Origin of the sequence: Bradyrhizobium sp. MOS003 (genome assembly GCF_003020125.1) — a bacterium.
GTDB lineage: Bacteria > Pseudomonadota > Alphaproteobacteria > Rhizobiales > Xanthobacteraceae > Bradyrhizobium.
In genome coordinates this window covers 270,765-288,628 of record NZ_PYFW01000002.1, presented here as the reverse complement: position 1 = coordinate 288,628, position 17,864 = coordinate 270,765, and the positions used below count along the sequence as shown (strand labels likewise).

Here is a 17,864-nt window from a genome sequence, read left to right as displayed (position 1 = left end):
ACAGCAGCCTTACGCGTAATCGCTGCCGCCATCATCGTCGCCGCCGAAATCGCTGTCGTCGGCCACGTCCATATTGCCGTCGTCGTGGTTGTCGCCGTAGTTCTGATCGTTGTCGTTATGATCGTTGTTCGCCTGGTCGGAGAAGCCCTGGCGGGACTCGCTGTTTGAGCCGATGTCGTTGAGGCCGGCATCGCGAGCGAGCGAGCCGCCGGACTGATCGCTGCCGCCCCAAGGACTTCCACCAGCGCCGCGGTCGCCGAGGGCATTGGTGTCGCCGAAGGCCTGCTGATGCGATCCGCCCATCATGCCGCGGATGCTGGAGAGCAGCAGCGAGCCGCCGACGACGCCGGCGGCAGCTGCCGCCGCCGTGCCGAGGAACGAGCCGCCGCCACCGCCCATCGGCGGTGCGCCATATCCCGGACCCGGGCCCTGACCGGGACCTTGGCCGTAAGCCTGTCCATAAGGCGGCTGGCCGTAGCCCGGCTGGGTCTGCTGCATCGCGCCGCCGCTGTTCCAGACCGGCCGCGCGTCACGCGGCGGCACGTTCGGAACCGAGCCGCGCGAAGGGTTTCCGCCGAACAGCGTGTCGCGCATGGTGTCTAGGAAGCCGCCGGACTGCGCCTGCTCGGGCGCGTGGGCCGCTTCCAGCTCCTGGATGCGGTTGTGGGCGCGCTTCAGCGCTTCGTCCTGCAGCAGCGTGGTCTGCACCAGCGCATAGACGGCGCCGGGCGCCTTGCGCAACCCGTCGGAGATCGCGGCGATCGCATCTGGATCGCGCGGTGCATTTTCCAGTTTCGAGAGCCGGTCGAAAAGGTCGTCGACGAGCTGGCGTTCCTGCGGCGTCATGATCTGTCTCCTTCGCGCAAAACCAAGCGCGCAGGAGATGTAGGGTTCCATTGTGGCCCCAACAGTGCCGGCCGGATTAAATTTCGGTATGCGACAAGCTGCCTCGCGGCCTGCTTTCCGCAGGTCTCATCCCAGCGTGGCGCCGCTGTCCGCCAGCAGACGCGCGAAGGCGTCTCCGGCCAAATAAGCGTGCTCGCGTTCGCGGACGTCCGTCATCGGATCGAGGCCAGCGAGGACATCGTCGACGAAGCCGGGGTGGCACATCACGAGGCCGCCATCCGGCAAGCCTTCCAGGAATTGCCGCATCAGTTCGCCGAAATCGGCCGCCCGCGTGAAGTCATAAGCGCCGGCGAAGCCGGGGTTGAAGCTGAGGCCGGCGCTGCCGGCGCGGCGGCGGAATTGCGCGCTGAAAACATCGAGCACGATCGCCTTGGGTGAGGCGAGGCGCTGCCTGAGCGGCAGGTCGCGGCCGCCCTGGCGCACCCAGGCGTTTGGTGCGACTTCGGCGACCGCATCGACAAAGCCATCGCGCACCTGCGGATAGAGCTGCACATGCTGGTGGCCGTCGACGAAGTCGGGCACCCGACCGAACGCTTCGGCGAAGGCGGCGAGCTGCGCCTTCACCTCGTTGCGGAAGAATTCGCGGTCGAGCCGTCGCAAGACGCCTGCGCGCAGCAGCTTCGGAAACGGCATGAACATGTCGCCGTCGAGCGGCCGGAAATGCATGGTGAGGGGGCGGAACGGCGCCGAGAGCGTCACGTGCAATCCGATCGCGCAGCGCGGGCTGACCTTCGCGGATGCCTGCAGCGCTTCGATCTCACTGCGCTCGACCGCCGGGCCCACCATCATCACCGAGGTGGCGTTGAGGCGGCCGCGTTCGATCAGGTCGCGGATGGCGCGGTTGACGCCCGGGCTGATGCCGTAATCGTCGGCACAGAGCCAGATCCGCCGCAGGCCCGCGGCCGCGCTCATTCGGCGGCCGTCCTCTTCGCGGCGTCGTCCGCTTTGTCGGCGTCGAAGTGCTTTTCACTGTGCTCGGCGACGAAGTAGATCGGGCGCGCCTTCATCTCGGAGAGGATCTTGCCGATATATTCGCCGACGATGCCGATCATGATGAGCTGCACGCCGCCGATCGTCATCAGTCCGATCACGAGCGAGGGATAGCCGGGCACCTGCTTGCCGGTCGTGAACACTTCCCAGAGGATCGAAAGGCCGAACAGGAAGGCGCCGCCGGCGAGAATGACGCCGAGCAGGCTGGCAAAGCGCAAGGGCGCCACCGAAAACGAGGTCAGGCCCTCGATCGACAGGCCGAGCAGGCTTGCGGCGTTGAAGGTGGTGACGCCATGGGCGCGCTCCGAAGGCTCATAATCGACGCGGATCTGGCGGAAGCCGATCCAGCTGGCGAGACCCTTGAAGAACCGGTTGCGCTCGGGCAGCTGCTTGAGCGCCGTGACCGCGCGCGGCGACAACAGGCGGAAGTCGCCGGCGTCCTCGGGGATCTTCTGCCGTGCGCCCCAATTGATCAGCGCGTAGAAGCCGTGCACGGCGATCCGGCGCAAGAACGGCTCGTTGTCGCGATGCGCCTTGGCGGTGTAGACGACGTCGTAGCCGTCGTCGATCCAGTGCCGCACCAGCTGTTCGATCAGGGCCGGCGGATGCTGGCCGTCGCCGTCCATGAACATGACGGCGCCGAGCCGGGCATGATCGAGGCCGGCCATCAGCGCCGCCTCCTTGCCGAAATTGCGCGACAGCGACACCACCTGGACGTCGATCGCGTCGGCCGGCAGCGAGCGGGCGATCGCCAGCGTCGCATCCTTGCTGCCGTCGTCGACATAGACGACCTCGCAAGCCAGCCGATAGCGCTCCCGCAAGGTCTTTGCGAGATCGCAGATGCGCTGATGCAGACCGACAAGGCCCGCCGCCTCGTTGTAGACGGGGACGACGATCGACAGTCCCTTCGCCGCGGCGGTGGCTGCGGTGGTCGTCATGCCGGAAACGTCAGAGCCCAGCGTCATCGCATCAAGTCCCAGAGGCGTTCGAAGTCATCTCAACAGCATATGGTAGCTGTCGTTTGCTGTCGCAAAGCTGAACGGTCAAGCCGGGCGGACCTGAGGCTCACTGCCGCAGGAACGCCTCGAGCCTGGCGAACAGCGGGTTCTCCCGGTCGAACACGTAGTCGAGCGAAACCACCGAGACGGTCTCGGCGCCGTGCTCGCGCAGGAAGCTTGCCAGCGCATAGAGCTGCCCCGGCGGGCAGTGCAGTGTCAGCATGCCTGACGATGTCGGTCCGCCGAACGGTGCCACGACACCGAAACGGGTGTGGGCTTCGCCGAGCAGGGCGGCGTCGCATTGCCGGAAGCGGGTGCGGACCTCGCGGTATTTGTTGGCCCGCGCCCTTGCTGCGATGTGATCGAGGATGATTCGCGCGGTCTCTCGCGCCTGCGGCGACCAGTCGGCATCCTTCGACGCCACGAGATTGGCCTGGCTGCGCAGGATCACGCCGTCGTCGAGCACCCGCAGGCCGTTGGCAGCGAGCGTCGCGCCCGTGGTGGTGATGTCGACGATCAACTCGGCGCTGCCGGCCGCCGGCGCGCCTTCGGTCGCGCCGGTACTCTCGACGATGCGGTAATCGGTGATGCCGTGGCTCTGGAAGAAGGCGCGGGTGAGGTTGACGAACTTGGTTGCGACCCGCATCCGCATGTGATGCTGCTCGCGGAAGCCGGTGGTGACGTCGTCGAGATCGGCCATGGTGCGAACGTCGATCCAGGCCTGCGGCACCGCGACCACGACGTCGGCATAGCCGAAGCCAAGCCCATCGATCAGCGACACGCGCTTGTCGGCGTCCGCGATGTTCTCGCGCACCAGATCTTCCCCGGTGACGCCGAGATGGGCAAACCCGCGCGACAATTGCGAGGCGATCTCGCTGGCCGAGAGATAGGCGACCTCGACATTGTCGAGGCCTGCAAGCGTGCCGCGATAGTCGCGGGCGCCGCCGGCCTTCGACAGCTTGAGGCCGGCACGGGCGAAGAAAGCCTCGGTGTTTTCCTGCAGGCGACCCTTGGAGGGAACGGCCAGGACGAATGGCGCGCTCATGACTTAAGCTCCCACCTTGCGGCCGATCTTCGTCAGCGCATCCACCCAGACGGAGAAGCCGACCGCGGGGATCGGTTCAGCCGATCCGAGCTGGGTCATCAGCCCGTCATAGCGGCCGCCGGCGACCAGCGGCTCGGCGCCGTTGCCGCGGTGATGCAGCTCGAATTCGAAGCCGGTGTAATAGTCGAGGCCGCGCCCGAACGCGGTCGAGAAGCGCGTCTGCTTCACGTCGATGCCGCGCGCCGCCATGAAGCCGACCCGGCTCTCGAACTGGTCGATCGCAGCCGTGAGGTCGAGCCTGGCGTCGGCCGTGAGCGCGCGCAGCTCGGCGATGGAATCGTCCGGATTGCCTGCAATCGTCAGGAAGCGCTTGAGCACGGCAATCGCCTCGCGCGACAGCGCGCCGCCCTTCAGCGTCGACTGCTCGAGGAAGCGATCGGCGATCTCGGCGGTGGTGCGGCCCCCGACATTGGTGGTGCCGGCGATCGACATCAGGTCGGTGACGAAGGCGAGCGCGGCCTTGCGGTCGGAGCCGGCGAGTGCGGCGAGCACGCCCTGATATTCGCTGGGGCTCGCGGTGGTCGCAGCCGCCAGCTTCTCCAGATCCTGCTCCAGGCTGATCTTGCGGTTGAAATCCTTGACCAGGCGGCGGCGCCAGACCGGATAGAGGTTCAGCGCATCAAGCAGCGCGTTGAACAGCCCCACGTCGCCGGTGCGGATCTCGACGTCGCGGACACCGAAGGCCGCGGTCGCTTCGAGCCCGAGCGCCAACGTCTCGGCGTCGGCCGCGGCGCGGTCCTGGCGGCCGAACGATTCGATGCCCGCCTGCAGGAATTCGCTGGCCTGGCCGCTGCGGTAGCGGAACACCGGGCCGAGATAGCTGAACCCCGCCGGCTGGCCGGCACGACCGGAGGCGAGATAGTCGCGCGCGACGGGAATGGTCAGGTCCGGGCGCAGGCAGAGCTCTTCGCCCGTGAGGTCCGTGGTCAGGTACAGGCTCTTACGGATGTCCTCGCCGGAGAGGTCCAGGAACGGCTCGGCCGGCTGCAGGATGGCGGGTTCGGCCCTGACATAACCGGCCTGCGCGAACGACAGCAGCAGCGTATCCGCCCAGGCGGCGGAGCCGGCAGCATTTGAGGTGGCAGTCGCGGTCATAACTGGGTCCATTGTCCCGGTGGAACCGGGCAGGGCAAGGAGAGGCGAGCGAGTTGCGCTGCCCTTAGCATGGCCCGAAAGTGGTTTCGACCTCCAAAGGATCAATCGCTTAACGAGTTTGAAGCGAGCCTTGCCCGCCGGTCAGCCGCTAAAAACCGATACTCGCCGTCGCGCCAAAAGAGGTAATTAAATACCTCATCGTGCCAGTGCTTGGAAACGGGGCTGGACGGCATCATCCGGCTTGGCTGGGGGACGTCTCCAGCAGGCTCGACGGATGATGCGCCGGCACGGCCGGTCCAGTCGCAGCGGACCCGGCTTCTTCCGCCAGCCTCTCCGCCAGCTCGAGTATCCTTCGCCTTCGGCCGGGATCCCTGAGGCGGAGAAACGCTCTGATGAGCCGCAGCTCTTCGCGTGCCCTCGCGTCGGATGCGACATCATGGTCCATCGTCACGCCTTCCATCGCGCGCCACCTCGACCCGCCCCGTCATCGCACCGTTGAACCCGCGATCGTTCGCCAACGTCCTGTCGGCCATCGCTTCCGCAGCATGTCGAGGCCCGACTGTCATGGCGCGGCGCGAACGCGTCGGCGAGCGATTGCGGCCGAGGCCGAGCTTCACAATGAGAAATTGAGAACAGCTGGCAAGTCGTCGCATACTCATTTTGGGTATGGCGGACGATCCGTTCGCACTGTTCGTCGTCTACAACATGAATGTTGGAATTCGATTCATGCGCAATGCTTCAGACATCATCCGCACGGTCTCGCGACACACGCTGGCCTATATGCTGTTTTCGATGAGTGAGTTGTTTCGGCACTACGATGAATTCGATCCGCTGGACCTTCTCATCGTTCACGCGGTCCTGAACGCGAATGTCATCCACGTGATGAACGATCCGGTGTTGGACGAGAAGTTCTCCAGCATTCACGACGTCGAGCCGGATGTGATCAAGCAGGGGGTCTCCCGCGCGGCACTGTCTCGCTTCCTCAGCCTGCCGCTCGAGACGGTTCGCCGTCGCGTGACCGGGCTGAAGAGGCGGAAGATTCTCGAAGAGACCGAAGCAGGACTCATCGTGACCGAGCAGAACGCATTCAGGTTTGGAAACAACCATGAACTGCAGAAGACCAACATGCTGCTGCTGACGAAGCTGCTTCGCGATCTCAAGCGCGCCGGCATCAACGGGCCGGACGATCTGCGCGCGTCCAGGGCGGCCACGTCTGCAAGGAAGGCAAAGTAAGCGGCACGACATGGATCAGGGCCATTTCGAGACTGCGCGCGACGGAGCGCAAACGCTGGCGGCGGACCGCTCGATGTCCTTCCAGGGGCTCAAGCCATCGTCGGCCCTCGAGCTCCAGGCGTACGACATCGACCATTTCGGCGAGACCGAGAGATATGCCGGCGCATCCAGCATGCCGCTGGCGGTCGGGACCACGGCCATCATGCGCGCCCGGCTCAGCCTGCCGACCCTGACCCTGTCTCTGGTGAAGACTTTTCCGCGGATCGTGCGAGGCTATCAACTGACGAATGCCATCGCCGTCGCGCTGCCGATGGATCACGTCACCTCGGCCCGCATCAACGGGCAATCGGTTGGTCGTTCGATCATCATTCTGAAAGGCAATTCCGATTGTCTGGTCCATGAGCCGGAGGGCCGGTTGATAGCCGTCGTGTATTTCACTCCGCCCCGCCGCGAACCCTGGGCGCAACTGGATGATGGTTATCACCTGGTGAACCCCACATCGGACGCGCTTGCCTCATTGCGCCGTCTGGTCTCAGTCACGCTGGAAACCGCAGCGCATGATCCGGGCGTCCTGAACGGGCCGATATCGCTGAGCGTCGTCGAGCAATCGTTGCTCAGCACGATGGAAGCTGCGCTGACCACCAGCGCGAAAGGCGGACCCGCGTCGCCCGCGATGGAGGGCTATCGCCGCATCGTCGCAGAGATGGAACGGCTCATCCAGCAGGATCTGACGATCTCGCACAAGACGCCTGAACTCGCAGAGCAGGTGGGGGTGTCCGTCCGCACGCTCCAGAGCGCGACACAGGCCATTTGCGGCATCAGCCCGCATCGTTATGGCCGGATTCTCCGGCTCTGGTCGGTGCGCAAGCAACTGCGAATCGGTGCGGGACGGCGCAGTGTGAAGGCCTGCGCGATTGCGCACGGTTTCTGGCATCTGGGCGAGTTCGCGGCGAGCTACAAGGCGGCTTTCGGTGAACTGCCGTCTGAGACCTTGCACCGCGCGATGCGGGAAACGATCTAGCCGCTTCCGCCGCCCCAATCGCCCAATACGGCCTGCACCAGCGCCAGCGCCGCCACCGCGGCGGTGTCGGCCCGCATGATCCGGGGACCCAGGGCCAGCCGCAGGATTTTCGGCTGCCGCAACAGCAGTGCCCGCTCTTCCTCGGCAAAGCCGCCTTCGGGGCCGATCAGCACGTCGATACCTCGTCCGGCTTTGCGGGCGTTTTGCAGGCTCAGAACGGGGTTTTGCACCTCCGCCGCCTCATCGCAGAAGATCAACAGGCGATCGGCGGGCCGCTGACCGAGATACCGCTCCAGTGGCACCGGCTCGGCAACGCTGGCGATGCTCAGGATGCCGCATTGCTCGGCCGCCTCGACGACATTGGCGCGCATCCGCTCGGTGTTGACCCGGGAGGCCTGGGTGAACCGGGTCAGGACCGGGTGCAGGGCGGCGGCGCCCATCTCGATGGCCTTCTGGACCATGTAGTCGAGCCGGGCATGCTTGAGCGGGGCGAAAACGTAGGCGACGTCAGGCAGCCTGTCCTGGGGCCGGGTCTGCTGAAGGATCACGAGGCCGTCCGGCCGCTTGCGACCTTCGATGGCGGCCTGCCACTCGCCGTCCTGGCCGTTGAAGGCCAAAACCTCGGCTCCGGCGGCAAGTCGCAGCACATTGCCGAGATAATTGCTCTGGTCGCGGTCGAGCGGGATCCTGGCGTCTTGGGCCAGAGGAGCGTCGACGAATAGGCGGGGGCTGCGAAAATCGTGGGAGGGCATCGTTCAGGGTCCGATTTTGGGGCCGTTCTTAACCGAAAGCAGCCATTCCGGGGGTAAATATTGCCGAAACGGTGCGTCCCCGCGCCGCGCTCTTGCCCTATTCAACGGGTTGTTAAGCGTCGGCGGGAATCGTAAAAACGCGAACACGCTGGTTGCGCTTCAATTGGGAAGGCGCCGAACCCCGTAGCTCCTGCCGGAGAGACTATCTTGATGATCCGTCATTTGATGGTTCCGATCACTGCCGCCATGATCACCATCCCTATGATTATCATGGGCGCCGCGGGCGCTTATGCGCAAAGCGCCTTCCCGGCGCCGCTGCCGAACCAGGCTGCTACCAGTTCCGCGTTTCCCCCCGTGAACGGCTCGGCGCCGACCGCTTCGGTCGGCACGGCCCCGCAATCGTCCTTTCCCGTGAACGGCGCCGCGCCCGTCGGCGGCGCCGGCGCGTTCAGCGCGGCCCCGCCGACCCAGGGCGGCCCCGGCGAGGACTGCATGAAGGCTTTCATTCCCCTGCGGGAGGAAGCCGAGAAGCGCGGCAAACTGATCAAGGCCGCGAGCGACCGTCACGCGCCCCCGGACGAGGCCTGCAAGCTGATCCGCAATTTCAGCCAGGCCGAGACCAAGATGATCAAGTATATCGAGACCCACGCCGCCAAATGCGGAATCCCGCCGCAGATCGGCGACCAGATGAAGTCCGGTCACAAGAACACCGAGGCCATGGCGACGAAGGTCTGCAACGTCGCTCAGCAAATGCAGAACCAGCCACGCGGTCCGGCCGGCCCGTCGCTGAGCGAGGTGTTGGGTGCGGGCTCGGCGCCTGAGGCCAATGCCGGCAAGAAGGGCGGCAGCACCTTCGACACGCTCAACGGCAACGTCCTGACCCGATGAGCGATACATCCGCCCGCGTTGCCGATTCCACCGGCAACTGGGTCGATACGCGCGCGCCGCAATGGGCGCGGCCCTATTTGCGCTTGTCCCGCTTCGATCGTCCGATCGGCTCCTGGCTGCTGTTGATGCCGTGCTGGTGGTCGGCGGCCATCGCCAGCGGCATGGCGCATGACGTCCGCGGACTGCCGCTCGCCATCGTGCTGTTCTTCATCGGCGCCTTCGTGATGCGCGGGGCGGGCTGCGCCTGGAACGACATCACCGACCGCGACCTCGACGCCAAGGTCGAGCGCACCCGCTCGCGGCCTTTGCCCTCGGGACAGGTGAGTACGAAGCAGGCGCTGGCCTTCATGATCGCGCTGGCCCTGACCGGTCTCATCGTATTGCTGCAATTCAACCGCTTCGCGGTCCTGACCGGCATCGCCTCGCTCCTGATCGTCGCGATCTATCCCTTCATGAAGCGGATCACCTGGTGGCCGCAGATCGTGCTTGGCCTTGCGTTCTCCTGGGGCGCCCTGATGGGATTTGCCGTCACCTTCGGACGCATCGACGTCACCGCGATGGTGCTCTACGCCGGCGCGATTTCATGGGTGATCGGCTACGACACGATCTACGCGCATCAGGACGCCGAGGACGACGCGCTGATCGGCATCAAGTCCACCGCGCGCCTGTTCGGCGCACATACGCACCAGGCGCTGGTCCTGTTCTACGGGCTCGCTGTGATGCTGATCGGCGTCGCTCTCGCCTCCGCCGATGCACGCTGGCCGGCCTGGCTCGGGCTGATCGCCTTCGCCGTGCACCTGGCCTCGCAGATCGTGCGCTTGCGGATAGAGGATCCCGAGCTGTGTCTGCGCCTGTTCAAGTCGAACAGGGAAGCTGGCCTGTTGCTGTTTGCGGGATTGCTCGCCGACGCGGTGATGCGGGCGTAGGTCTCGCAGGGTGGGCAGAGGCACACTTGCGCCGTGCCCACGATCTCTCAATGATGGATAGAAGGCGTGGGCACGCTGTCGCTTTGCCCACCCTACTGGATCACACTTAGTTCCGCGCGATGATCTCGCGTTCTTCGCGATGAACCGACAATTCCCGCGCCATCGCAATGCGGCGGCGCATCAGGAATTTCGGACGGCGGGCGCGGATCGCATTGGCGCGGCGGCGGCGGGCGGCGGGCTTGCGCGCGCCTTCGTCGAGCTGCGGAAGCGCGAACAGCTCGCTCCAGATCGCCAAGGCCTCGACGAGCTCGTCGCCGTCGGCGCCGACGAGCAGCGGAACGGAGAGCGAGGGATCGCGATGCACGAGGACGATGGCCTGCGCCTCGTCATTGCCGCGTAGCGCGACGCCGGTGAAATCGCTGACGCGGACGTTGATCGCCATCCGCATGCCGCGAACGGCACGGCGAAGCACGACACGTTCGCGATGAAGCTCGATCTGCCTCGTGTATCCATCGGCGCGCGGATCGTGCGCATCGAAGCGGACCGGAAGGGAAAGGGGGTCGAGCCGCAGAGAGCGGCTCGACCCGGCGGGAGCGATCCCGCATGTTGCTGTTTGACGCCTCACGGCTTTAGTTCTCCCCGCCGGGATTATGTTCCCGGTCGATGCGAGGACCTTAGCGCGCGGCTTTCCGAAACCGCTTAAAAAGGCTGGTTAACCCACCGTCACTGTGGCTCATGATTGACAAGACCTTGGCACGCATGATTGACGAGACGTTGCGTCAAAGGTGCGAATCTGAGCTTCTGGCAGGCTGAAAATGCTTGAAGTCCGGGCGATCAGGGCACATCTGTGGGTTCCGGTCCCGAACCCCCGCCCCAACAGGATTTCGTTCGTGAACTCTTCACCATCCGCAAGCTCGATGCTTTCGTCCAAGGATTCCTCCAAGGGGTCTAACAAGGGGTCACAGGCCAGCCGCGACCTGTTCGACCAGTCCGCTTTGTCGGATCTGGCGCAGCGGCTGGTGGAGGCGGCGAAGCGCGCCGGCGCGGATGCAGCCGACGCGGTCGCGGTGCGCGGCGTCTCGCAAGGCGTCGAGGTGCGCGACGGACGCGTCGAGGAATCCGAGCGCTCCGAGGGTGACGACGTCGGCCTGCGCGTGCTGGTCGGCCAGCGCCAGGCGGTGGTCTCGACCAACGACGTCAGCGGCGATGCCGTGACCAAGCTTGCCGAACGCGCGGTCGCGATGGCGCGCGTCGCGCCCGACGACAAATATGTCGGCCTCGCGGACCCGTCGCTGCTCGCGCGCGACTTCCCCGATCTCGATCTGCTCGATCCCGATGTGCCCGCAACCTCCGAGCTCGAGCGCCGCGCGCTCGAAGCCGAGGCTGCGGCGCTTGCGGTGAAGGGCGTCACCAAATCCGGCGGCGCCTCGGCGTCCGCGGGCATGGGCGGGATGGTGCTGGTCACCTCGACCGGCTTCCACGGTTCTTACCTGCGCTCCAGCCAGGGCATCTCGGCCACCGCCATCTCCGGCGAAGGCACCGGCATGGAGCGCGATTACGACTTCACCTCGGCGCCGCACGGTGCCGACCTGTTGTCGCCAGGCATCGTCGGCCGTTCCGCCGGCGAGCGCACCGTGGCGCGCTCCAATCCGCGCAAGGTCGAGACCTGCAAGGTGCCTGTCGTGTTCGATCCGCGCGTCGCGGGCTCGCTGGTCGGTCACGTCGTCGGCGCCATCAACGGCGCCTCGATCGCGCGCAAGACAAGCTTCCTCAAGGACAAGCTCGGCCAGCAGCTGTTTGCGAAGAACATCCGCATCATCGACGATCCCCTGCGCAAGCGCGGCCTGCGCTCGCAGACGTTCGACGCCGAGGGCGTGGCCGTGAAGAAGATCGCGCTGATCGACGAGGGCGTGCTGACGACCTGGCTGCTCGACTGCGCCACCGCGCGCGAGCTCGGCCTCGCCACCACCGGCCACGCCCATCGCGGCGTCTCGTCGTCGCCCTCGCCCGGGCCGTACAATCTGCATCTCGAGCCCGGCACGCCGACGCCCGCCGAGCTGATCGCCGACATCCAGCAGGGTTTCTACGTCACCGATCTGATCGGCTCCGGCGTGAACGGCGTCACCGGCGATTACAGCCGCGGCGCCTCCGGCTTCTGGATCGAGAACGGCGAGATCACCTATCCCGTCAGCGAGGTGACGATCGCCGGCCATCTGTTCGAGATCTTCAAGTCGATGCAGCCCGCGAACAATCTCGAGTTCCGCTACGGCATCAATGCGCCGACGGTGCGCATCGAGGGATTGACGCTTGGCGGACGTTGAGGCGAACGCCCCGGGCGAATCCATCCTGACGCGCGACGCGACGCTGCTGCAGGACACGGTGCGCGAAGCAGGTGCGCTGGCGCAGTCGATGTTCCGCACCGAATTGAAGACATGGACCAAGGGCGCGTCCTCGCCGGTGTCCGAAGCCGACATCGCCGTCAACGACCTGCTCGAAACGCGCCTGCGCGGCGCGACGCCGGATTATGGCTGGCTCTCGGAGGAGAGCGCCGACGATGCGACGCGGCTGTCGCGGCGGCTGACCTGGATCGTCGATCCCATCGACGGCACGCGCAACTACCTCAACGGCCACCACGATTGGTGCGTCAGCGTCGCGCTGGTCCAGGATACCGCGCCGGTGCTGGCCGCGGTGTTCGCGCCTGTGAGCGGCGAGTTCTTCTTCGCCGCACGCGGCCGGGGCACCACGCTCAACGGCGCCGCCGTGCAGGCTTCGCCCGGGTCCACGCTCGACTTCTCCCGTGTCGCCGGCCCGAAGCCGATGGTCGAGCGGCTCAACAGCTCGGGCGGCGAGATCAAGCTGCATCCGCGAATCGGCTCGCTCGCACTGCGGCTGTGCCGGGTCGCCCATGGCGCGCTGGATGCGGCCTTTGCGGGGGGCAACAGCCATGATTGGGACCTTGCGGCGGCAGATTTGATCGTGCAGGAAGCCGATGGTAGGATGAGTGACCTCTCCGGAGAACCCATCCTCTATAACCGCCGGGAAGTGGCGCACGGGGTGCTGGTGGCAGCGGGACGCGATCGTCATGCGGGCATTGTCGCGCATTTTCGAAACCGTCCCTTGGCCTAAAGCGCTTTTCGTCGTGCTTCTCGAACACTGCTTTGCCGGGCAGCCCGTTAGGAACAGAACTCATGCCAGATAGTGCCCCGCAACAACTGCTTCACCTCGTCATCGGCGGCGAGCTCGTCGATCTCACGCAAAACACGTTCAAGAATCTCGACGACGTCGAGATCGTCGGCCTCTATCCGAACTATGCGACCGCCCATGCCGCCTGGCGGGCCAAGGCGCAGAGCACGGTCGACAATGCGCAGATGCGCTATTTCATCGTCCATCTCCACCGGCTGCTCGACCCGAATCAAGAACCGGCGCGTTGAAAAAGCTGCTTCGCAATACGCTGCGAAGCAGCTGGTTTCAGCGTGCCGTCGGGGTTCTGGCGGCCGAATATCTGCGTCTGGTCTGGCGGACCAACAAATTCACGCTGGATCCGCCCGACGTCTATGCCCAGGTTGAGCCGCAGCTCCCTGCGATCTTCGCGTTCTGGCACGGCCAGCATTTCCTCACGCCCTTCATCAAGAACCAGAACAAGGCCTCCTACCGCGCCAAGGTGCTGATCTCCCGCCACCGCGACGGCGAGTTCAATGCGATCGCCGCGGAGCGGCTCGGCATCGGTACCATCCGCGGTTCCGGCGATCATGGCGGCGCTTTCCACCGCAAGGGCGGGGTCGGCGCCTTCAAGGAAATGGTGCGCACGCTCCAGGCCGGTTGTAATGTCGCGCTGACCGCCGATGTCCCCAAGCGCTCGCGCGTGGCCGGGCTCGGCATTATCATGCTGGCACGGGAATCGGGGCGGCCGATCATGCCTTTCGCGATGGCGACCAGCCGCTTCGTCCGGCTCAAGAACTGGGACCGCACCACCATCAATCTTCCATTCGGGCGGGGCGCATTGGTCGGCATCAAGGAAATCCACGTTCCCGCCGATGCCGACGCCGCCATGATGGAAGCGTTGCGGCTGGAGCTGGAAGAGACGCTGAACGAGGCGACCCGCCGCGCCTATGCGCAACTCGGCCGCCCTGGGCCTCAAGATGCCTAAGTTGCCCAAGTCGTTGCCCAAGTCGTTGCCTGGCTCCCTGCCGCTGACGCTGCGGCTGTATCGTCGCCTTGCGTCCGGCCTGGTGCCGCTTGCGCCCGCCCTGATCAGGCGGCGGCTGAAACAGGGCAAGGAGGATCCCGCGCGCGTCGGCGAGCGGCGCGGCCTGTCCCGGGACGTGCGGCCGCATGGTCCGCTGGTCTGGATCCACGGCGCCAGCGTCGGCGAGGTGCTGGCCGCGGCGGCGCTGATCGAGCGCCTGCGCGATCTCAATCTGCGCATCCTGCTCACCTCGGGCACCGTCACCTCGGCCAATGTGGTCGCAAAGCGGTTCCCGCCCGACGTGATCCATCAATACGTGCCGTATGACTCGCCGCGCTATGTCGCGCGCTTCCTCGATCACTGGCAGCCGTCGCTGGCGCTGTTCATCGAATCCGACCTGTGGCCGAACCTGATTCTGGCGGGCGCGACGCGCCGGGTGCCGATGGTGCTGATCAACGGGCGGATGTCGCCGCGCTCGTTCCCGCGCTGGCGCCGCATGCAGGGCACCATCTCGGCGCTGCTGTCGCGCTTCGACATCTGCCTCGCGCAATCCAGGACCGATGCCGAACGCTTCTCCACGCTTGGCGGCCGCGACGTCGTCACCACGGGCAATCTCAAGCTCGACGTGCCCGCGCCGCCGGCCGATCCCGCCAAGCTCGAACGGCTGATGGCGATGACCCGCGGGCGCCCCATCATCGTCGCGGCCTCGACCCATCCGGGCGAGGACGAGATGCTGGTCGCGGCGCATCGCAGCCTCGTCGGTTTCTTCCCGCAGCTCCTCACCGTGATCGTGCCGCGCCATCCCGACCGCGGCTCCTCGATCGCGGGCCTGATCACGGCCTCGGGCCTGAAGCCGGCATTGCGCTCGCGCGAGGAACTGCCGACCGCGACCACCGACGTCTATGTCGCCGACACCATGGGCGAACTCGGCCTGTTCTACCGGCTGTCGGGAATCGTATTCATGGGCGGCTCGCTGATCCGCCATGGCGGCCAGAACCCGATCGAGGCGATCAAGCTCGGGGCCGCGATCGTGCATGGTCCGCACGTCTTCAACTTCGCCGATGTCTACGAGGCGCTCGATGCGCGCGGCGGTGCGCGCCAGGCCGACACGCAGGAGGCGCTGGTCAAGCAGCTTGGCCTGCTGCTGGCCGAGCCGACGGTACGCGACAAGATGCAGCGTGCAGGCTCAGGCGTGGTCGAGGATCTCGGCGGCGCGCTCAACCGCACCATGACCGCGCTCGAACCCTATCTGCTGCAGTTGCGGATCGAGATGGGAGCCGCCAATGCGTGAGCCGGCCTTCTGGTACCGGCCACGTTCCCTCCCGTCCTACGCGTTATGGCCGCTCGGAGCGCTCTACGGCGCGATCACCGAACGGCGCATGCTGCGCAAGGGCGCGGACGCCGGCATCCCCGTGATCTGCGTCGGCAATTATCACGTCGGCGGCGCCGGCAAGACGCCGACCGTGCTGGCACTGACCAGACTGCTGCGCGAGCTCGGCGAAACGCCTGTCGTGCTCAGTCGCGGCTATGGCGGGCGCCTGACGGGTCCGGTGATGGTCGACCGCACACGCCACACCGCGGCCGACATCGGCGACGAGCCGCTGATGATGGCGCGCGACGTGCCCGTCGCCGTTGCGCGCGACCGTCTCGACGGCGTTGCGCTGGCGAAGTCGCAAGGCGCCACCGTCATCCTGATGGACGACGGCTTTCAGAACTCGCGCCTGCTCAAGGACGCCTCGCTGATCGTGATCGACAGCGAACGCGGTCTCGGCAACGGCCAGGTGTTTCCCGCCGGTCCCCTGCGCGCGCCGCTGAAGGCACAGCTCGAGCGCACCGATGCGCTGGTGCTGATCGGCGACGGCCATGCCGCCGACGATGTCGCCTCCGCGCTCGCCAGGCGCGACAAGCCGGAGTTGCGCGCGCGCCTGAAGCCGGATGCAGGCTCGCTCGCGCAGCTGTTCGGCAAGCGCGTTCTCGCCTTTGCCGGCATCGGCGATCCCGAGCGTTTTTTCCGCACCCTGCGTGCGAGCGGGATCGACGTCGCGCGCGCGCGGGCCTTCGCCGACCACCACATGTTTTCGGAAGGCGAGATCGCAGCGCTCACAGCGGAGGCGCAGCGCGAGCAGCTCACGCCGGTGACGACGGAAAAAGACCTTGCGCGCCTGCGCGGCCGCGAAGGCGTGCCTGACGGTATCGTGCCGTTCGCCGTTCAGCTCGAGTTCGATGAGCCGGCAAAGCTGCGGCAATTGATCAGCGATCATCTGTACAGAGCGCGCGAGCGAAGGTTCAGTGGGCGCTGATCTCGCAACGTGAGGCAACGTCGCTGCCCTAGTCGCGAAACGCGAAATGTTGCTGCCGGCGAATCTTCTTCCGCGAGTTCGGGAGTTGATGTAGCCTTGCATGAGAGCCGTCACCGGGACGTGCCGAACTCCTGGAAATCATCGACGGCGTTCATGCCCACGGCGGGCAAGGAATCTTCATCGCGTCGAGTGCAGCGGCCGTCACGACCAGTTCGGAACGGCCCGGAGGTTATTGCCAACAGTTCAGAGGAGAACTTGCCATGCATTTTTGCCTCACCGGACAATACACGCCACGCGGCTCTCAATGCCATTTTGGAAAATCCCGCGACCAATCGCCAGGAGGCAGCTCGAAAGCTCATCGAAGCGGCCGGCGGAAAGTTGGTCTCGATGTACAGCGTCGCGGCCGACGGCCCCGGCGTCCTCGTGATTTTCGATGTGCCTGATCCCACCGCTGCTCCGGCCATTTCCGGCCTGACCGTGACGGCCGGCACGCTGCAGAACGTGAAGCTGGTTCGGTTGTTCACGCAGGACGAGATCAAGCAGGTCCGCCAGAACGCGGCGAAGCTGCGTCCTTCGTATTCGCCGCCGGGAAGCTGATTTCCGGGTCATAAGCGCAGCCGCCGTTGTCGGACGACGCGGCGGCTGTACTCATGTCAAAGCCGGAATCATGTCTGCGGCGAGGCGAGGGGGCATGCTCACCACGCGCCGGCAGCCATCAATCCGATGATGGTCAGGCACGACATGCAGGCCACGACGACGGTGTAGCATTCGGGTGTATTCATTGCGGTCTCCCAAACCGTGTCAGTTGCTTGGTCACTGCTACGCGGGAGTGATCGCCGGCCTTGGAGCCGCTTCAATTCTGCATGCTGTGACCGGTCTTGCGGTGTGCGTCCGTTCTCTCATCGTCAGCTTGCGTCGCGGAACGATGATCTGCTGCGATGGCTTCAGTGCGCTCAACGGTGATCAGAAGCTGTTTGCGCATTTCAGCGAGACGGGCGCGGCAATATTCACGATAGAGCAGGTCGAAAATGGCGGGCATGATCACCCCCATGGATTGACTTTCGATTCCAGAAATTCCACCGCGAAATTTAAAGGTGATCGTAGCCCGTCGGGTGGCTCTTCGATATGAGCCCGTTCACAGACCGCGCCAATTCCAATGCTCGATGGCTGTTGGGTTGACTTGATCGTCTGTGCGATGAAAGAACAGGGCCAGTTACCTAATCTGCACTGTAGCAGCCCTTTGTTTCACCCGGACTTCGTCGAACAACTTAAGGGCGCCGAACTGCGATGAAGAATCCAACCACAGCGCGAACTGAATAACCTCGGGGTGCGCGCGCTGTCCGATGCAACGCGCAGCGGCACGAACGAGATCATTGCGGATGCGCGGCTGGCGGATCAGGCGCGCGAACACCGTCGGTGCGCGTCACACCATCCCATGCTTCGTCGCGCTCTTGGGGCTGAGCG

19 protein-coding genes are annotated in these 17,864 nt (G+C 65.6%); 11 read left to right on the top strand and 8 right to left on the bottom strand.

Translation table 11 applies throughout. From position 1 onward, the window contains the following. Positions 1 to 9 precede the first annotated feature (9 nt). The 5 genes from C7G42_RS11835 to C7G42_RS11815 form a co-directional block, all read right to left on the bottom strand. A complete protein-coding gene (locus C7G42_RS11835) occupies positions 10 to 846 on the bottom strand; it encodes a DUF2076 domain-containing protein (protein ID WP_106949689.1) in 837 nt (278 codons plus the stop codon). 126 nt (positions 847 to 972) lie between these two features. Next, entirely contained in the window at positions 973 to 1,818 is an 846-nt protein-coding gene (locus tag C7G42_RS11830) for a ChbG/HpnK family deacetylase (RefSeq protein ID WP_106949166.1), read from the bottom strand. Then, positions 1,815 to 2,861 carry a glycosyltransferase family 2 protein gene (locus tag C7G42_RS11825; RefSeq protein WP_106949165.1) on the bottom strand — a complete coding sequence of 349 codons (1,047 nt, stop codon included), beginning with the start codon at positions 2,859 to 2,861 and terminating at the stop codon, positions 1,815 to 1,817. The genes C7G42_RS11830 and C7G42_RS11825 overlap by 4 nt, the downstream gene beginning before the upstream one ends. Positions 2,862 to 2,961: 100 nt before the next feature. Then, positions 2,962 to 3,939: an ATP phosphoribosyltransferase gene (gene hisG / locus C7G42_RS11820; RefSeq protein ID WP_106949164.1), complete on the bottom strand. Its 978-nt coding sequence runs from the start codon at positions 3,937 to 3,939 to the stop codon at positions 2,962 to 2,964. A 3-nt stretch (positions 3,940 to 3,942) separates the two neighbouring features. Beyond that, entirely contained in the window at positions 3,943 to 5,094 is a 1,152-nt protein-coding gene (locus tag C7G42_RS11815) for an ATP phosphoribosyltransferase regulatory subunit (protein ID WP_106949163.1), read from the bottom strand. Between the two features lie 666 nt (positions 5,095 to 5,760). On the opposite strand from C7G42_RS11815, the gene C7G42_RS11805 reads away from it, so the two are divergent. Further along, positions 5,761 to 6,327 (top strand): hypothetical protein, encoded by a 567-nt coding sequence (locus C7G42_RS11805; protein ID WP_245427669.1) that lies wholly within the window; start codon positions 5,761 to 5,763, stop codon positions 6,325 to 6,327. A 10-nt stretch (positions 6,328 to 6,337) separates the two neighbouring features. Further along, positions 6,338 to 7,348: a helix-turn-helix domain-containing protein gene (locus tag C7G42_RS11800; RefSeq protein WP_106949161.1), complete on the top strand. Its 1,011-nt coding sequence runs from the start codon at positions 6,338 to 6,340 to the stop codon at positions 7,346 to 7,348. On the opposite strand, the gene C7G42_RS11795 is transcribed toward C7G42_RS11800, so the two are convergent. After that, positions 7,345 to 8,100, bottom strand: a complete 756-nt coding sequence (locus C7G42_RS11795; protein ID WP_106949160.1) for a 16S rRNA (uracil(1498)-N(3))-methyltransferase — start codon at positions 8,098 to 8,100, stop codon at positions 7,345 to 7,347. The genes C7G42_RS11800 and C7G42_RS11795 overlap by 4 nt on opposite strands. 210 nt (positions 8,101 to 8,310) lie before the next feature. Between C7G42_RS11795 and C7G42_RS11790 the strand changes: the two genes are divergently transcribed. Next, positions 8,311 to 8,988: a hypothetical protein gene (locus C7G42_RS11790; protein WP_106949159.1), complete on the top strand. Its 678-nt coding sequence runs from the start codon at positions 8,311 to 8,313 to the stop codon at positions 8,986 to 8,988. Beyond that, positions 8,985 to 9,914 (top strand): 4-hydroxybenzoate octaprenyltransferase, encoded by a 930-nt coding sequence (ubiA, locus tag C7G42_RS11785; protein ID WP_106949158.1) that lies wholly within the window; start codon positions 8,985 to 8,987, stop codon positions 9,912 to 9,914. The genes C7G42_RS11790 and ubiA overlap by 4 nt, the downstream gene beginning before the upstream one ends. Before the next feature lie 106 nt (positions 9,915 to 10,020). On the opposite strand, the gene C7G42_RS11780 is transcribed toward ubiA, so the two are convergent. Continuing rightward, positions 10,021 to 10,539, bottom strand: a complete 519-nt coding sequence (locus C7G42_RS11780) for a DUF6101 family protein (protein ID WP_106949157.1) — start codon at positions 10,537 to 10,539, stop codon at positions 10,021 to 10,023. 292 nt (positions 10,540 to 10,831) lie between these two features. On the opposite strand from C7G42_RS11780, the gene C7G42_RS11775 reads away from it, so the two are divergent. The 7 genes from C7G42_RS11775 (at position 10,832) to C7G42_RS11745 (ending at position 16,997) form a co-directional block, all read left to right on the top strand. Continuing rightward, complete coding sequence (locus C7G42_RS11775) at positions 10,832 to 12,235, top strand: TldD/PmbA family protein (protein ID WP_199580909.1); 1,404 nt, start codon at positions 10,832 to 10,834, stop codon at positions 12,233 to 12,235. Next, complete coding sequence (locus C7G42_RS11770) at positions 12,222 to 13,040, top strand: 3'(2'),5'-bisphosphate nucleotidase CysQ (protein ID WP_106949155.1); 819 nt, start codon at positions 12,222 to 12,224, stop codon at positions 13,038 to 13,040. Before C7G42_RS11775 ends, C7G42_RS11770 begins: the two co-directional genes overlap by 14 nt. A gap of 62 nt (positions 13,041 to 13,102) precedes the next feature. Next, on the top strand, positions 13,103 to 13,345 hold the full coding sequence (locus C7G42_RS11765) for a DUF4170 domain-containing protein (RefSeq protein ID WP_063197361.1): 243 nt from the start codon (positions 13,103 to 13,105) through the stop codon (positions 13,343 to 13,345). Beyond that, positions 13,342 to 14,061 (top strand): lysophospholipid acyltransferase family protein, encoded by a 720-nt coding sequence (locus C7G42_RS11760; protein ID WP_106949154.1) that lies wholly within the window; start codon positions 13,342 to 13,344, stop codon positions 14,059 to 14,061. The genes C7G42_RS11765 and C7G42_RS11760 overlap by 4 nt, the downstream gene beginning before the upstream one ends. Then, positions 14,024 to 15,391 carry a 3-deoxy-D-manno-octulosonic acid transferase gene (locus C7G42_RS11755; RefSeq protein ID WP_106949153.1) on the top strand — a complete coding sequence of 456 codons (1,368 nt, stop codon included), beginning with the start codon at positions 14,024 to 14,026 and terminating at the stop codon, positions 15,389 to 15,391. Before C7G42_RS11760 ends, C7G42_RS11755 begins: the two co-directional genes overlap by 38 nt. Beyond that, on the top strand, positions 15,384 to 16,400 hold the full coding sequence (lpxK, locus tag C7G42_RS11750; protein WP_106949152.1) for a tetraacyldisaccharide 4'-kinase: 1,017 nt from the start codon (positions 15,384 to 15,386) through the stop codon (positions 16,398 to 16,400). Before C7G42_RS11755 ends, lpxK begins: the two co-directional genes overlap by 8 nt. A 96-nt stretch (positions 16,401 to 16,496) precedes the next feature. Further along, entirely contained in the window at positions 16,497 to 16,997 is a 501-nt protein-coding gene (locus C7G42_RS11745; RefSeq protein WP_245427666.1) for a GYD domain-containing protein, read from the top strand. A 256-nt stretch (positions 16,998 to 17,253) separates the two neighbouring features. Here C7G42_RS11745 and C7G42_RS11740 read toward each other — a convergent pair whose 3' ends face one another. Continuing rightward, positions 17,254 to 17,439, bottom strand: coding sequence for a hypothetical protein (locus C7G42_RS11740; RefSeq protein WP_245427663.1), 186 nt, complete (start codon positions 17,437 to 17,439; stop codon positions 17,254 to 17,256). Positions 17,440 to 17,864: the final 425 nt, after the last annotated feature.

What these genes read in the sequence shown, in the direction of transcription:
- C7G42_RS11830 (WP_106949166.1), bottom strand. Translation starts at nt 1,818, where the DNA reads ATGAGCGCGGCCGCGGGCCTGCGGCGGATCTGGCTCTGTGCCGACGAT.
- C7G42_RS11755 (WP_106949153.1), top strand. Translation starts at nt 14,024, where the DNA reads ATGCGCAACTCGGCCGCCCTGGGCCTCAAGATGCCTAAGTTGCCCAAG.
- C7G42_RS11765 (WP_063197361.1), top strand. Translation starts at nt 13,103, where the DNA reads ATGCCAGATAGTGCCCCGCAACAACTGCTTCACCTCGTCATCGGCGGC.
- C7G42_RS11790 (WP_106949159.1), top strand. Translation starts at nt 8,311, where the DNA reads ATGATCCGTCATTTGATGGTTCCGATCACTGCCGCCATGATCACCATC.
- C7G42_RS11795 (WP_106949160.1), bottom strand. Translation starts at nt 8,100, where the DNA reads ATGCCCTCCCACGATTTTCGCAGCCCCCGCCTATTCGTCGACGCTCCT.
- C7G42_RS11815 (WP_106949163.1), bottom strand. Translation starts at nt 5,094, where the DNA reads ATGACCGCGACTGCCACCTCAAATGCTGCCGGCTCCGCCGCCTGGGCG.
- C7G42_RS11825 (WP_106949165.1), bottom strand. Translation starts at nt 2,861, where the DNA reads ATGACGCTGGGCTCTGACGTTTCCGGCATGACGACCACCGCAGCCACC.
- hisG (WP_106949164.1), bottom strand. Translation starts at nt 3,939, where the DNA reads ATGAGCGCGCCATTCGTCCTGGCCGTTCCCTCCAAGGGTCGCCTGCAG.
- C7G42_RS11775 (WP_199580909.1), top strand. Translation starts at nt 10,832, where the DNA reads ATGCTTTCGTCCAAGGATTCCTCCAAGGGGTCTAACAAGGGGTCACAG.
- C7G42_RS11805 (WP_245427669.1), top strand. Translation starts at nt 5,761, where the DNA reads ATGGCGGACGATCCGTTCGCACTGTTCGTCGTCTACAACATGAATGTT.
- lpxK (WP_106949152.1), top strand. Translation starts at nt 15,384, where the DNA reads ATGCGTGAGCCGGCCTTCTGGTACCGGCCACGTTCCCTCCCGTCCTAC.
- C7G42_RS11835 (WP_106949689.1), bottom strand. Translation starts at nt 846, where the DNA reads ATGACGCCGCAGGAACGCCAGCTCGTCGACGACCTTTTCGACCGGCTC.
- C7G42_RS11800 (WP_106949161.1), top strand. Translation starts at nt 6,338, where the DNA reads ATGGATCAGGGCCATTTCGAGACTGCGCGCGACGGAGCGCAAACGCTG.
- C7G42_RS11740 (WP_245427663.1), bottom strand. Translation starts at nt 17,439, where the DNA reads ATGCCCGCCATTTTCGACCTGCTCTATCGTGAATATTGCCGCGCCCGT.
- ubiA (WP_106949158.1), top strand. Translation starts at nt 8,985, where the DNA reads ATGAGCGATACATCCGCCCGCGTTGCCGATTCCACCGGCAACTGGGTC.